Consider the following 14,432-nt stretch of genomic DNA (forward strand, 5'->3'; position numbering starts at 1 on the left):
GGCCTACAGGCCCGCGGGCATGGTTCCGGCATTGATGGCGATACGGCCCACTAGGCCCTTGACGATCAGGTCCAACGCCGAGCCTTCGCGATAGTCGGCAGCGGCGACAAAGTTCACGCGGTCTTCCGAGATCAGCGAATAGACCTTCTTCTGGTCCTTCTCGTTCGAGCGCGGATCATAGACGGCAATCGAGAAGCCGCCCTTGGTGTGCATCATCTTCATGGTCGGCACGTCGGTATCGCCGTCGCCGAGGAAGATCATGCGGTCGAACGGGATCGGGCGGTCTTCGTCGGGGATGAAGTGGTTGACCCGCTCGTGTTCCCAGTGGTTCTTCACGCCCTTATTGATGCGGAACAGGTATTGGGTCTTGGTGGTGTAGTTGACGCCCACAGCCGGCCATGCAGCCTCGCCGTTCTCGTCATAGACATAGTGGCTGGCAAAGACGTGGTTGAGGGCCGGACGGATCGGGGTGCCGTCGATCATTTCCTCAAGGCCTGCCGAGATGATGTAGTGCTCGATCTCGAGATTATATTTGGCCCCGAAGGCATTGATGCGGTCGAACCATGACAGGTCGCGCAAACCCTCGAACAGGGCCACGTCCTGACCGTGTTCGGACAGCATGTCCTTGGTGATCGAGATGCCCTTGTCGCGGGCATGTTTCAGCATCAGCTGCATATACATCAGGATGCCGTCGGCATCGGCGGACTTGGTCAGGGTCTCGGCCTGACCCCAAAACGCCCCGATATCCATGCCCACCGAAGGGATGAAGCTGACCTCCTGCATGTTTCCTCGGGCAAGGGTGCCGTCGAAATCATAGATGATAGCGGTCTTCAGTGGGGCTTGATCGGCCATGGGGGCAGCGGTTCCTAATCTCTTGGACCGGCCCTTTAGCACGAAGTCATTCCAAAATCAGTTCCGGTGTCGCACTGGCACTATTGGCCTTGGTCGGAAGCTTGAGGATGAAGCTGGCTCCCTTGCCGGGCGCGCTTTCAATCTCGGCAGACCCGCCATGCAGTTCTACAAAGGCCTTGACCAGTGCCAGAGCCACCCCCGGCCCGCCCCGCTCGCGGCGGACAAAGCGGTCGAACACATGGGCCTGAAGATGGAAGGGGATGCCGCGTCCGGTATCGCTGACGCGGATATGCACTTCGTCACCTGCGGCCATGACCGCCAGATCAACCGCCCCGCCATCGCTGACCGCACGGCAGGCATTTTCCAACAGATGCTCGACGGCCTGACCGATACGGCGTTCATCGGCGCGCAGCACGGGCAGGGTATCGGGCAGGGACAGGTTCAGACTGGCCCCGCGTCCCTCGATCTTGGGCCGGATGTTTTCCGACAGCGTGCCCAACAGCGATCGCAGATGAACATCGTTGAGGTTCAGCTCCATCTCGCCCGCATCGATCTGGGCCATGTCCAGCACATCGTCGATAGAGCGGGCCAGATGGCTGGCGGCGACACGGATGGCACCAGCATGCTGGCGGCTGCGGTCGGGCAGGTCGCCCATGGCTTCCAGCAGTTCCGAATAGCCGACAATGGTTGTCAGGGGCGTGCGTAGTTCATAGGAAACACTGCCGACAAACTCGCGTTTCAGCGCCTGGCTTTCGGCCAGCGCGGCTTCCTTCTCGGCCAGAGCCTGTTCCAGCGCGCGGCGGGCCGTTTCGTCCGAGAAGGCCACAAGGGTGGCACCATCGGGCAGGGGGCGGGTCTTCCAGACGACATGGCGGCCATCCTGTGTGCGGCCTTCGCCCGATACGGGCACGCGGCTTTCGGGATCAGGGTCGGCCACGCGGGCTTTCAGGCCCATCCATAGCGCATTGTCCGGCAACAGAGAGCGGCACAGCTGGGCCACATCGTCAAAGTCCTGCGCCACGTCCAGACGGTCCTTGGACAGGTTCCAGAAGGCTTCAAAGGCCCCGTTTCTGAGGCGCAGGCGGCTGTCGGAGCCGAACACGGCCACGGCGTCGGACAGTTTGTCGAGCGTGGCGGTTTGCACCTGTATTTGCGCGTTATAGCGGCTGCGCAGGTTCAGCTCGTCGGTAATGTCCGAGAAGATCAGCAGGATGCCGCCCAGCGGGTGTGGCTGGCGCACCACGCGCAGGGTACGGCCATCAGGCAGACGCCATGTATCGTCGGGCGACACCTGTGCCGCGCCATAGAAATCCAGTTCCGAGGCCTTCCACTGGGCGTAATCCACCACTTCGGGCAGTAGGCGGCGCTGGCGCAGACGGTCCAGCAGTTCGCCATGGGTCGGGCGCTCGTCCAGCCATGCGGCGTCGATGCTGAACAGTTGCTGGAAGGCGGTATTGTGGAAGGCCAGACGCTTGGCCGGGCCAAAAATGGCCACGGCATCGGCCAGATGGTTCAGCGTCTCGTCATGGGCCTCGACGTGGCGGCGCAGGGTGTCGCGCGTTTCCTCGGCCTCGGTCATGTCGATGGCAAAGGCGATCACGGCCCCGCGCCCGCCGATCAGCGGCTGGGCCAGTATCTTCCATGCCCGACGACGGCCATCCGACGAGGTCCAGCGGAAGCCTTCCTGCGGACTATTGAGGCGCAAGGTTTCGCTGATGATGGCGTCGGCACCGCGATCAAAACCGATACCGTTTTCGCGTGCCGCTTGCAGGCTTTCGGCACGGGTTTCGTGCAGCCATGCACTATTGGCCCAGACCAGCTTGCCGGTGCCATCCACCACCCATGTCGGGGCAGGGGATTGTTCGGCCAGCACACCGGGACCGGCTTCCAGCCCGACGGCATGGGTGATGCGCGACAGGCGAACCCACGCGCCGCCGCCCAGCGCCCGCCCCTCGACGGCCCATGATCCGTCGCCGGATTCAATAACCGTTTCAAAGCCTTCGCCTTGTTCAAGTAGGGCCGCCATACGTTCGGGATGCAGACGTTTCAGGCGTTCGGCCAGTTGCGTACCGGCCTGATTGATGGCCTCGGTACTGGACCGGGATGCGTCGGATGAAGTCTGTTCGACCAGTTGCAGAAGCGGCTCGTGAGGGCCGTAAATGGCCCGCACCGTGCCTTCGGGCGACAGGGCCATACGCAGATCGTCAAAGGCGTTCAGCGCCCCTGCACAGGCGGCGGATTGAACAAGCGCATGCGAGGCCTGATGCTCGACCTCCTGTTCACGACGCTTGATCCCCTTGTGCAGACGGGCCGCCCATGTCGTGACCGCAAGGGCCAGACCTGCAGCTCCGGCGGTGGCCACATAGGCAATGTCTGCGGCGATGTTGGCCTCGGCCATACGCGCTCCAGAGGGGAAAATGGTTGATTCGCGTTTACCATACTCTGTGCAGGGCATTTGGGCGACGCTTCATGCCGCATTGCTGTGCGCGGCAGGGCAGGCGATACGCATAGTATGGATCAGACATGGCTAGACCAAACCGCCCCGTCTCTGGATGACTTCGATCGTCTGGCCCGCAAGGCGTTCGATGAACTGCCCGCCCTGTTTCGTCAGGCGGCGGCAGATGTCGTTATTCGCATTGATGATTTTCCCGATGAACAGACCCTGCGCGATCTGGAAATCGGGGACGGTTTCGATCTGACCGGCCTATATGTCGGGGTGCATGTGGGCGAGCGGGACGGACTGGGACCGGCCCCAGAACCGTCGCGTGTTTTTCTGTATCGCCGCCCTATTCTGGATGAATGGTGCGAACGGGGCGATGTCGGGCTCTATGAAATCATCGCCCATGTGCTGATCCACGAGCTGGGGCACCATATGGGGCTGGATGACGACCAGATTCACGACATCGAGGACGATGCGGACTGAGCTGGAGCGGACATGAAAAAGGCGACCCGCGAGGGCCGCCTTTTGTCTTTTAGGCCGTGCGTTCCAGCAGGGCGATGAAGAAGCCGTCGAGGCTGCCCTTTTCTTCCCACTGGCCGGGCAGGATACGCAGCCAGCCCTCCTTGGTCAGGGCCTCAAGCGGGGCACCCACCGAGGCCGGTTCAGCCGCCACGGTCTTGAAGCCCGTATTGCGGCGCAGGAAGGCGATCATCTGGGTTTCGCCCTCTTCGCGTTCCAGCGAGCAGACGCAGTAAACCAGCTTGCCGCCGACCTTGACCTTCTGGGCTGCCACATCCAGCAGACGGTGCTGGACATCGGCCAGTTTGGCGATGTCGGCAGGGCGTGCGGCGCGCAGGGCTTCGGGGTTGCGGCGATAGGTGCCGGTGGCCGAGCAGGGGGCATCCAGCAGGACGGCGTCGAACTGGCGGTCATCTTCCCAGTCTTCGGCAGGGATGGCGACGACTTCGGCGTGCAGCCTGGTGCGCTCGAAATTCTGGCGCAGACGCTTCAGGCGGCTTTCCGAGCGGTCCACAGCGACAACCGAGGCACCGCTGGCGGCCAGTTGCAGCGTTTTGCCACCGGGCGCAGCGCACAGGTCCAGCGCCGTCTGGCCGGGCTGGACGTCCAGCAGACGGGCAGGGATGGCGGCGGCGGCGTCTTGCACCCACCAGTCACCGTCCTCGAAATGCGGCCACTGGGCCACATCGCCACGACGGTCGGTCCGCAAGGTGCCGCCTTCGAGGATGTTGGCTTCCAGCGCTTGGGCCAGCGCGGCACGGTCGGCAGACGGCTTGACCGAGATATCGGTGGGCGGCTCGAAACGGGTGGCCTCGGCCAGACCCTTCAGGGCCTCGTCGCCATAATTGGCCAGCCAGCGGGCGGCCAGCCATTCAGGCAGGTTGGCCTCGGGCTTGGTGACGCCGAAACCGTCGCGGTCGATGCCGCGCAGAACCGCATTGATGAGGTTCTTGTACGGACGGGTCTTGTTGTCGCGCTCTGCCAGTTTGACGGCGGTGGAGACAGCGGCAAAGGACGGGGTTTCCAGCACCAGCATCTGGGCCACGGCAATGCGCAGGATGGTCATGGTCGGCAGACCCGGAAGCGCTTTCAGGCGCTTGCCGAGAATCTGGTCGATCTCGCCCAGACGACGCAGCGCGCCCATGGCACAGGCGCGGGCAAAGGCGCGGTCGGCGGGCGACAGGTCGCGGGCCGGGCTCTTGGCCATTTCCTCGTCAAGGCCGGTGCGCTTTTCGAGGGCGGCATTCAGCAGGATACCGGCCACCAGACGGGCCTGAACCCCGACCTCGGGATAGCGGTCCTCGCCCTGCGGACGGTTGGAGGGCTTGTGGCTGGTGGCATGGCGGCGCTGGGCGCTGCCACGGTTGGAACCACGGTTTTGCGGGCGACCCTGATCGCCCCCTCTGGCTGGCGGACGGCTCATACGGACACCTGCGTGCCTAGTTCGACCACACGGCCGGGGGGAATACGGAAGAAGTCGGTGGGGTTGGCGGCGTTACGCATAAGGAAGATAAATAGCTTGTCTTGCCACAGGGGCATGCCCTGACGGGCGGAAGGAACTACGGAGCGACGGCCAAGGAAGAAGCTGGTCGACATGATGTCGAACTTCAGCCCCTGACGGCGGCACTGGGCCAGCGCCTTGGGTACATTCGGCGTCTCCATATAGCCGAAGGTCAGCGTCACGCGTTTAAAATCGTCGGAAATGACCTCGATTTCGATACGGTTCTGGTCGCTGACACGCGGCTTGTGCGAGGTGTGGACGGTCATGATGATGTTCTTCTCGTGCAGCACCTTGTTGTGCTTGAGATTATGCATCATCGCCACCGGCGCAACGGTCGGGTCGGAGGTCAGGAAGATGGCCGTACCCTGTGCGCGATGCGGCGGGCGGGCCGACAGCATGTCGATCAGGTCTGTCAGGGGCAGGCTGTCGCGGCGGGTCTTCTCGCCGAGGATCTGCGTGCCGCGCACCCATGTCCACATCAGCATGACCAGAAGCCCGCCGATCAGCAGCGGCATCCACGCCCCGTCAGGCAGTTTCAGCAGGTTGGAGCTGAGGAAGACGAGGTCGACAAAGCCCATCGGGATCAAGATGGCCAACACGCCCCATAGCGGCCACTTCCACTTGTGGCGCGCAACGGTGAAGGCCATCAGGGTGTTGACGAACATCACGCCGGTTACCGCCACGCCATAGGCGGCGGTCAGGTTGTGGGTGTTCTGGAAGGTGACCAGCAGGAACAGCACCCCAAGCATCAACAGGCCGTTAATGGCCGGAACATAGATTTGTCCCGCCTGTGTTTCCGAGGTGTTGCGGATGTCCAGACGCGGCAGCAGACCCAGTTGCACGGCCTGTTGCGTGACCGAGAAGGCACCGGTGATGACGGCCTGCGAGGCGATCACGGTGGCGGCGGTCGCCAACAGCAGCAGCGGCCAGTAGATCAGCTGCGGCACCATGTTCCAGAACGGATTGTCCATCGCCGACGGATGGGCCAGCAGATAGGCACCCTGTCCCAGATAGTTCAGGGTCAGGCAGGGCAGGACGATAAACAGCCAGCCCTTGCGGATGGGCGATTTTCCGAAATGGCCCATATCGGCATAGAGGGCCTCGGCACCGGTGACGGCCAGAAACACACTGCCGAGGATGACAAAGCCCAGCATCGGCTTGGCCGCCAGCATGCTCAATGCATAGTGCGGCGACAGGGCGGTGATGATCGACAGGTCGTCAAAGATATGGAACAGGCCCAGCGCCCCGAGCGATAGGAACCATGTCAGGGTGATAGGGCCAAAAAACTTGGCCAGCCCCGCCGTGCCATGGGACTGGACCATGAACAGTCCAATCAGGATGATGGCGGCGATCGGCACGATAAACGGGTTGATGGCATTGCCGACACCCGGCGCGCCCTTGATGCCCTCAATGGCCGAAAGCACAGAGATGGCGGGGGTAATCACGCCATCGGCATAAAAGAGCGCGGCCCCGCATAGGCCCAGCACAAATAGGAAGGCACTGCGGCGGCCAAGCGCGTTCTGGGCCAGCGCCATGAGCGACAGGGCTCCGCCCTCGCCACGGTTGTCGGCGCGCATCAGGAACAGGACGTATTTCAACGTCACCACGATCATCAGCGCCCAGAAGGCCAGCGAGACGACGCCCATAATGGCCAGATGCGGATCGCCCAGCCCCTGGGCATGTCCGACGGCTTCGCGCAGGGCATAGATCGGGCTGGTGCCGATATCGCCGAAGACGACGCCGATGGCACCGATCAGCAGCGCACGTTGGGCATTCTTGCTGACAGGCGTGCCATGGGGTCCGTCGTGGGACGGATTGGGCGCGTTGTCAGAAGAAGCGGATTGACTTGCGGCGGCCGGACGTCGGTCGTCGCGGGGTTGGTCCCCGACCATGCAAAACCTCCGGGTCGCGCGACAAGACGCACCCATCAAGAGCGGCGGGCCTTTAGCCCCTTTCTGTCAGCGGTTCAATCGTGATGAAGTTCCGGCAGTCGCGCAGCCGACAGAATGCGCCGGTCTGACTTGCCCTGAACAATCACAACCAGTGCATCGTCACTTAGGTCGTGTGCGGACAGACCTTGAGGGAGTTTATACAGAGAGGCACGCCCCCTCCATTCCCCCAAGTGATGGATTTCCTTCACAACATTGATGTGTTTGACCGACTGGCCCTGATTGTCGCCGGATCGAACTTCGACCGTTTGCAGGCCGGGGGCATAGCGCACAGCGACCACTTCGGCCCCGCCCTGCGGCAATCGGCCCGAGCCAACAGCGACCCGATCTCCCGTCTCGCGAAATTCGATATCGGGCGGCGGAAGGGGGTTTGCGCCAGTGTGGGCGAGGGCATTGTCCAGATCGGGCGCGCGGCGCGGGACCAACTGGCGCTGTCCGTCGATGACAAACTGCGGGGTGGCGACACTGCGAAGGCCGAGGGCCTCACGATATTCGCGCTGGCGTTCGGTGAATTCGGGCCGCGCAAACGTATCGCGCCAACCCAGATAGTCCCAGTAATCAACGCCATAGGTCAGGACGAGGACATTGGGATTGCGCGCCACCTGCGCCAGTGTCGCATTGGCGTCGGGGCAACCGCTACAGCCCTGTGCGGTGAACAGTTCCACCACGACAGGGCGGTCTTCGGCGGCCAATGCCCAAGATGTGCTGGCCCCGAGCAGAGCAGCACCGGCTAAAAGACCAAAGGCGATAGGCGAGGACCATCTTTGCATGGCGGCCACAATAAGCACCGCTTTTACAAAAGTGCCGCTCATAAAAGCGTGAAGGGCGGCAGGATGTCCCTGCCGCCCTTCGTTATATCCGGTTCCTGACGGGACGCTTAGTCCATCAGTTGCTGGGACAGATAGACATAATGGCGTGCCCAGCGACGGGCATTGGCCACCGGATCGGCGTCGTTGGAGTGACCGCCGACGGTGTCTTCGTAATAGAGGTGGTCGTGGCCCTGATCACCCAGACGTGCCGCGAACTTGCGGGCGTGGCCCGGATGGACGCGGTCGTCCAGCGTATTGGTGGTGATATAGGCGCGCGGATATTTCACTTCCGGACGCAGCAGCTGATAGGCCGAGTATTTGGAGATGAACTCGGCATCGGCAGGGATGCGCGGATCGCCATACTCACCGATCCACGAGGCACCGGCGGGCATTTCCGGATAGCGCATCATGTCGATCAGCGGGCTTTCGATCACGGCCGCATTGAACAGGTCGGGGTTCTGGGTGATCGATACCGAGGTCAGCACACCGCCGTTGGAGCGGCCATAGATGCCGAGGTGACGCGACGAGGTGATACCGCGTGCGATCAGGTCACGACCGATGGCGGCAAAATCGTCAAAGGCGTGCTGGCGATTTTCACGCAGGGCGGCTTGGTGCCATTGCGGGCCGAACTCGCCACCGCCACGGATATTGGCCTGCACGAAGACGCCGCCATTCTCCAGCCATAGCTTGCCCATTTCCGGCTTGTAGGCCGGTGTCAGGCTGACTTGGAAACCACCATAGCCCAGCATGACGGTCGGCGCCTTGCCGTCCATGGCCAGATCGCGCGGACGCACGATGAAATAGGGCACCTTGGCGCCGTCGGTCGAGGTGGCCTCATACTGTTCGACCACATGGGTCGAGGCGTCGAACTTGGCCGGAGCGGACTTCAGCTCGGTGGTGGTGCCGGTGTTGAAATCGGTCAGGCTGAGGGTCGGCGGGGTCAGGAAGCCTTGCGTCGAGACAAAGACGCGGCCCGTGGTACGCGAGCTGGAGCCGAGGCTGACAGCCATATTGTCCGGCACAGCGATGGCGGTGGCGGTCCAGCCGTTTTCGCCTTCGCTAAAGCGCGTCAGGCGGCCAACCACATTGTCCGAAACAGCGGCCAGAATGCCGTCCTTCATGACGCGGACGTCTTGCAGCGACTGGCGCTCGGTTGGCGAGAAGACGAGGGCGGCATTGCGTGGATAGGCAATGCGCGGACGCATTTCACCCAGCAGGTTGAACGGAATGGCGAGCAGTTCGCCGCCCTTATAGTCGTGACCGTCGAAGGCCCAGTCCTGATCCGGCGAGAAGACCAGCTTGTCACCCAGCATGCCCTGAACACCGACGCGGGCCGGCAGGTTCAGCTTGTAGGGCGTGTTGTCGCGACCCAGAGCCCAGGTTTCCGAGCGGAAGGTGTCCAGAGGACGGCTGAACAGCACGGCCTGCACCACACCGTCCGGATTACGCATGACCATGGGCGAGACGCCATAGCCGCCATCGGTCTGTTCACCGCGATAGACCTCGGTGGCCTGTGCCAGAGACTGGCCGCGCTTCAGCGCCTTGATGATGAACGGATAGCCCGACTCCGTCATGGTGCCGTCACCGAAATCGGTGGCCACCAGAAGGGTGTCGGCATCCAGCCAGCTGATGCGGTGCTTGCCTTCGGGCAGGTCGAAACCGCCCGCTACAAAGCTCTTGGTGGTGGTGTCGAACTCGCGCACGCGCACGGCATCCTTGCCGCCGTCCGACAGGTTGATCAGGCAGCGGGTTTCATCCGGTTGCAGGCAGGACGAGCCTTTGAACACCCAGTCACGACCCTCGGCCTTGGCGAGGGCGTCGATGTCCAGCAGGGTTTCCCATTGCGGCGTGGCGGTACGGTAGCTGTCCAGCGAGGTCCGGCGCCACACACCCTTGGGGTTGGTGCCGTCCTGCCAGAAATTGCCGAGACCATCGCCAAGGAAGCTGACGCCCGGAATACGGTCGGTGGCCGTCAGAATGGCCTGCGCCTGCTCGCGGAAAGGCTCGTAGCGGGCATCGGTGGTCAGGGCGCCCAGCGATTTGCGGTTGGCCTCGGCGACAAAGGCCATGGCCTCGGTGCCTTGTACCTGTTCCAGCGCCAAATGGTCATCGGCCGCGGCAACACCGGCGGGCGACAGATCCTTGGGGAAGTGCGGAGGCAGCGTTGTGGCGTGCACCCCGCTGGTTGCACCGGTTTCGAGGGCGGTTGCCACAGGCGCACAGGCCATCAGCAGGACCGGCACACAGGCCGAAGCGATAAGGGTTTTCATCATGGGACTTAGTTTCCTTGAGCTTCGGTGGACTGCGGCGTGTCGATCAGACGACGGGTCAGATAGGTGTATTCAAGGGCCAGACGTCGGGCGCTTTCGCGCAGGTTGGCCCCTGCGGCGTGACCGCCGTCGGTGTTTTCATAGAACAGAACCTGATGGCCCAGTTCTTCGAGGCGGGCGGCTGCCTTGCGGGCGTGGCCGGGGTGGACGCGGTCATCCTTGGTCGAGGTGTGGATGAAGACTTCAGGATAGGGCGCATCGGCCGACAGGCGCTGATACGGCGAGTATTCGGCGATCCAAGCCCGTTCTTCGGCAATGTCGGGATTGCCGTATTCACCCATCCACGAGGCACCGGCCAGCAGCTTGTGGAAGCGCAGCATGTCGAACAGGGGCACCTGAATGACGGCGGCGTTGATCAGGTCCGGACGCTGGGTCAGCATCGCGCCCATGAACAGACCGCCTTGCGAGCCGCCCATAATGCCAAGGTGCGGTTGCGAGGTGATACCGCGCGCGATCAGGTCCAGAGCCACGGCCTGGAAGTCCTCGTGCGCACGTTGACGGTTTTCTTGCAGGGCTGCCTGGTGCCAGCGCGGGCCGAACTCGCCACCGCCACGGGTATTGGCGATGACATAGACGCCGCCGCGCTCCAGCCACAGCTTGCCCATCGGGCCGCTATAGGAAGGCAGCAGCGACGACTGGAAGCCGCCATAGCCGTAGAGCAGGGTCGGGTTGGAGCCGTCCATCGGCGCGTTCTCGCTGCGCACGACGAAATAGGGCACCAGCGTGCCGTCCTTGCTGACGGCCTGATGCTGTTCGACGATCTTGCCGGTGGCATCGAACTTGGGCGGCAGGGACTTGGACAGGGCCATCTGGCCGGTCGCGGCATCGCCGAAATAGAGGCTGGACGGCGTCAGATAGCCGCTGACCGAGGCAAAGAACTGGTCGTTCTGGCTGGAGGTCGAACCGATACCGACCGTGACATTTTCCGGCAGGTTGGCGCGGGTGCGCGACCAGTCGGCGGGGTCATAGACATAGATCGAGCCGCGCACGTTTTCATAAAGCGCGACGACTAGACGGTTGCGGGTGGCGCTAATGCCTTCGACAGCCTCGCGCTCGCCGGGGCTGAGGACCAGTTCGGCCTGAACCGACTTGTCGGCCAGCCACGCGTCCAGATCATAGGCGAAAATGTCGCCGGTCTTGAAGGTCTGGCCCGACGGCGCGGTCCAGTCCTCGTCGGTCGAGATGACCAGCTTGCCCGCCACCAGCGCATTGATACCGCCCTTGGCCGGCATCGGCACCTGAGTGACCGAATTGTCGGCGTTCAGGATGTATTTGTCGCTGCTATAGAAGTCGCGCATGCGCTGGACGAAGGTGGCCTTCACCACGCCGTCGGCATCGCGCAGGGTGTAACCGCTGACCGACATGTCGGTGGTTTCGCCTTCAAAGACCTGAACCGCCTGATCCAGCGTCTGGCCGCGCTTGAGGATACGCACGGTACGCGCATAGCCCGACGTGGTCAGCGAGCTTTCGTCATAGGCATAGGAGATCAGCAGGGTGTCTTTGTCGATCCAGCTGACGCCCGACTTGGATTCCGGCAGGTTGATGCCGCCCTCGACGAACTGCTTGGTGACCTTGTCGAACTCGCGGATGGTCACAGCATCCTTGCCGCCATCCGACAGCGAGATCAGGCAATAGCGGCCTTCGGGGGCAAGGCAGGTCGCGCCCTTATAAACCCAGTTGGCACCTTCGGCAGCGGCAAGGGCGTCAAAGTCGAGAATGGTTTCCCACTGCGGATTGGCAGTGTTGTAGGAGTCCATCGAGGTGCGGCGCCAGATGCCACGCACATGCTCGGCGTCCTGCCAGAAATTCTCGAGCGAGCCGTCGCGCTGGATGCTGACGCCCGGAATGCGGTCGCGCGATTGCAGGATGTCCAGCGCCTGTTGGTACAGGCCTTCATAGCGCGGGTCCGATTGCAGTGTGCCCAGCGAATGCTGGTTCTTCTCGGCCACCCACGCATCGACGCGCTCGCTCTGCACGTCTTCCAGCCACAGATAGGGATCGGTGGCGTCGGTCGTTGCAAAAGCGGCAGCGGGTGCAGGGGTGTTCTGGGCCATGGCGACAGCAGGAAGTCCGGAAGCGAGAAGAAGTGCTGCGGCGGCGACTGCCGAGCGACGGGCCAAGTGACGGTGCATTAAAGATAGGCTCCCTATGGGATTTTGATTTTTCGGCACCTTGGCTGTGGTCGGGCCATGGATCAAGGCGACAAATCGGTCAGCGGGTTTAGTGGCCCTCGTCGGGGATATTCAGCAACAGGCCGCAAGCCTTGCAGTGGACCGCATCGGGGTCGTGATTTTGCAAGCCACAGGACGGGCAGGGAAATTTGACCTTGTGCGGACGGATTAGGGTCTGGGCCAGACGAATGAACAGGGTGATCCCCACCAACATGATGACGATGGAAATCACGCGGCCCCAATTGCCGGGCAGGGTGATATCGCCAAAGCCGGTGGTCGAGAGGGTGGCCACGGTAAAATACAGCGCATCCAGATAGCCGTTAATGCCCTCGGCCTTGCCGCGGAAATAGGCATAGACGAAGCCGGTGGTCACAAAGATAAAGGTAATCAGTGCGACAGCGGCGCGGGTAATGGCCTCGACACGGGTATCGTCAAAGCGGCGCCCGACCGTGCGCCAGAACAGGTCGCTGTTCAAAAGGCTCCATAGTCGCAACAGTCGCAGGAAGCCGAAATTGGCCAGCCATGCCGGAAACAAAAGCGTGGCCAGAACAAACAGGTCGACCCAGACAATAGGCCGTTTCAGCCAGTCCTTGATCGTTGAATGGGCATAGGCGCGCGCCGCCAGATCAAGCCCGAGGATCAGGGCGATAAAATAATCCAGCGCGTAAAAGACCCAACCGGCTTCTTTCAAAATCGGGGCAGCAATGAAGAATCCGATGATGGCCAGATCGATAACAATGACCATCAGGCGGAATTTCACCGCTGTCGGCTGGGTGCCGTGGTAAAGGTAGCGCAAACGCGCTCTCAGGCGCAGGCCTTCGAGGAGAGGTTGCGGCTGGGGGGAATGTGGGTCGCTGGGGCGCATAGCCAAAGCGATACATGAGTTGGGAGGAAATCCCAGAGGATGAGTGCCAGATAATGACTGACAGCCAGCATCGGCAGAGCGGCGAATACGGCTATGTGCGCATGAACGGCGCGGGCAATGCCTTTATCGTGGTCGATGCCATGGAAAAACCGTTCCGGCCTTCCGAAGACGAAGTGCGGCGGCTGGCCTCCGATGAGGCGGGTCTGGGCGGCTTTGACCAGTTGATCGCGGTCGAGAAGGCAGAGGGCGGCGATGCCTTCATGCGGGTGTGGAACTCGGACGGTTCTCTGGTGGAGACTTGCGGCAATGCACTGCGCTGTGTCGGCTGGCTGATGCTGGATGCGACCGAAAAGTCCGAAGTGACGATCGACACGGTTGCCGGTCCCGCCTTGGCGCGTGCGTCGACAGAACGGGACGGGCTGAAACAGGTCACCGTCGATATGGGTCGTCCGCGTCTGGACTGGCAGCAGATTCCGCTGGCCGAGGAAATGGATACGCGCGGTATTGAGTTACAGGTCGGGCCGATCGACAATCCGCTGGTGCATACGCCGGGCGCGGTTTCGATGGGCAACCCGCATGTGGTGTTTTTCACCGATCATCAGGATGATGTTTTCGTGCGCGGCACAGGCTCGCTCATCGAGCACCACCCTCTGTTCCCAGAGGGCGTGAATGTGGGGTTTGCCCATGTGCTGGACCGCCAGACCATTCGCCTCAGGGTGTGGGAACGCGGCGCCGGATTGACGCTGGCTTGCGGTACGGGGGCCTGTGCGGCCATGGTAGCGGCCAGCCGTCGCGGCTTGATTGACCGCTCCGCAAAGATGATCCTCGACGGTGGTGAGCTGTTCGTCGAGTGGGATACCGTCTCGGACCATGTTTTTATGACCGGACCGGTTGAAATTGAACTGACAGGACAACTTCAGTCTGTACTGTAATCTAGTGTGAGTAATGAGCGGTTGTCCCTAAGGAAACCACGCTCTAGGAACAAGGCGCTGCACA

10 protein-coding genes are annotated in these 14,432 nt (G+C 62.4%); 2 read left to right on the forward strand and 8 right to left on the reverse strand.

Annotated features, from left to right (window positions below; translation table 11 throughout):
• Positions 1-3: 3 nt before the first annotated feature.
• Positions 4-852, reverse strand: coding sequence for an HAD family hydrolase (locus FHS64_RS03725; protein WP_167175850.1), 849 nt, complete (start codon positions 850-852; stop codon positions 4-6).
• 46 nt (positions 853-898) lie between these two features.
• The gene (locus FHS64_RS03730; protein WP_167175852.1) at positions 899-3,250 is read right to left on the reverse strand and encodes a PAS domain-containing sensor histidine kinase; all 2,352 of its coding nucleotides are present in this window, start codon (positions 3,248-3,250) and stop codon (positions 899-901) included.
• 114 nt (positions 3,251-3,364) lie between these two features.
• Here FHS64_RS03730 and FHS64_RS03735 point away from each other — a divergent pair, with 114 nt between their 5' ends.
• Positions 3,365-3,775, forward strand: a complete 411-nt coding sequence (locus FHS64_RS03735; protein ID WP_167175855.1) for a metallopeptidase family protein — start codon at positions 3,365-3,367, stop codon at positions 3,773-3,775.
• Between the two features lie 49 nt (positions 3,776-3,824).
• Here the strand turns inward: FHS64_RS03735 and FHS64_RS03740 are convergent, their stop codons facing one another.
• The 6 genes from FHS64_RS03740 to FHS64_RS03765 form a co-directional block, all read right to left on the reverse strand.
• Entirely contained in the window at positions 3,825-5,234 is a 1,410-nt protein-coding gene (locus FHS64_RS03740; protein ID WP_167175858.1) for an RsmB/NOP family class I SAM-dependent RNA methyltransferase, read from the reverse strand.
• Positions 5,231-7,204: a potassium transporter Kup gene (locus tag FHS64_RS03745; RefSeq protein ID WP_167175861.1), complete on the reverse strand. Its 1,974-nt coding sequence runs from the start codon at positions 7,202-7,204 to the stop codon at positions 5,231-5,233. The genes FHS64_RS03740 and FHS64_RS03745 overlap by 4 nt, the downstream gene beginning before the upstream one ends.
• 74 nt (positions 7,205-7,278) lie before the next feature.
• Entirely contained in the window at positions 7,279-8,073 is a 795-nt protein-coding gene (locus FHS64_RS03750) for a DUF1223 domain-containing protein (protein WP_243862708.1), read from the reverse strand.
• Between the two features lie 65 nt (positions 8,074-8,138).
• Entirely contained in the window at positions 8,139-10,343 is a 2,205-nt protein-coding gene (locus FHS64_RS03755; protein ID WP_208380532.1) for a prolyl oligopeptidase family serine peptidase, read from the reverse strand.
• A gap of 5 nt (positions 10,344-10,348) precedes the next feature.
• Positions 10,349-12,532 carry a prolyl oligopeptidase family serine peptidase gene (locus tag FHS64_RS03760; protein ID WP_167175864.1) on the reverse strand — a complete coding sequence of 728 codons (2,184 nt, stop codon included), beginning with the start codon at positions 12,530-12,532 and terminating at the stop codon, positions 10,349-10,351.
• A gap of 88 nt (positions 12,533-12,620) precedes the next feature.
• Entirely contained in the window at positions 12,621-13,436 is an 816-nt protein-coding gene (locus FHS64_RS03765; RefSeq protein ID WP_167175867.1) for an ion channel, read from the reverse strand.
• Between the two features lie 53 nt (positions 13,437-13,489).
• Between FHS64_RS03765 and dapF the strand changes: the two genes are divergently transcribed.
• Positions 13,490-14,368, forward strand: a complete 879-nt coding sequence (gene dapF / locus FHS64_RS03770; RefSeq protein ID WP_243862709.1) for a diaminopimelate epimerase — start codon at positions 13,490-13,492, stop codon at positions 14,366-14,368.
• Positions 14,369-14,432: the final 64 nt, after the last annotated feature.

The organism is Brevundimonas terrae (assembly GCF_011761985.1).
Lineage (GTDB): Bacteria > Pseudomonadota > Alphaproteobacteria > Caulobacterales > Caulobacteraceae > Brevundimonas > Brevundimonas terrae.

Bases quoted from the DNA above. Each gene is read 5' to 3' on its own strand.
- FHS64_RS03755 (WP_208380532.1), bottom strand. From the start codon at position 10,343: ATGATGAAAACCCTTATCGCTTCGGCCTGTGTGCCGGTCCTGCTGATG.
- FHS64_RS03760 (WP_167175864.1), bottom strand. From the start codon at position 12,532: ATGCACCGTCACTTGGCCCGTCGCTCGGCAGTCGCCGCCGCAGCACTT.
- FHS64_RS03765 (WP_167175867.1), bottom strand. From the start codon at position 13,436: ATGCGCCCCAGCGACCCACATTCCCCCCAGCCGCAACCTCTCCTCGAA.
- FHS64_RS03735 (WP_167175855.1), top strand. From the start codon at position 3,365: ATGGATCAGACATGGCTAGACCAAACCGCCCCGTCTCTGGATGACTTC.
- FHS64_RS03725 (WP_167175850.1), bottom strand. From the start codon at position 852: ATGGCCGATCAAGCCCCACTGAAGACCGCTATCATCTATGATTTCGAC.
- FHS64_RS03745 (WP_167175861.1), bottom strand. From the start codon at position 7,204: ATGGTCGGGGACCAACCCCGCGACGACCGACGTCCGGCCGCCGCAAGT.
- FHS64_RS03750 (WP_243862708.1), bottom strand. From the start codon at position 8,073: ATGAGCGGCACTTTTGTAAAAGCGGTGCTTATTGTGGCCGCCATGCAA.
- dapF (WP_243862709.1), top strand. From the start codon at position 13,490: ATGACTGACAGCCAGCATCGGCAGAGCGGCGAATACGGCTATGTGCGC.
- FHS64_RS03740 (WP_167175858.1), bottom strand. From the start codon at position 5,234: ATGAGCCGTCCGCCAGCCAGAGGGGGCGATCAGGGTCGCCCGCAAAAC.
- FHS64_RS03730 (WP_167175852.1), bottom strand. From the start codon at position 3,250: ATGGCCGAGGCCAACATCGCCGCAGACATTGCCTATGTGGCCACCGCC.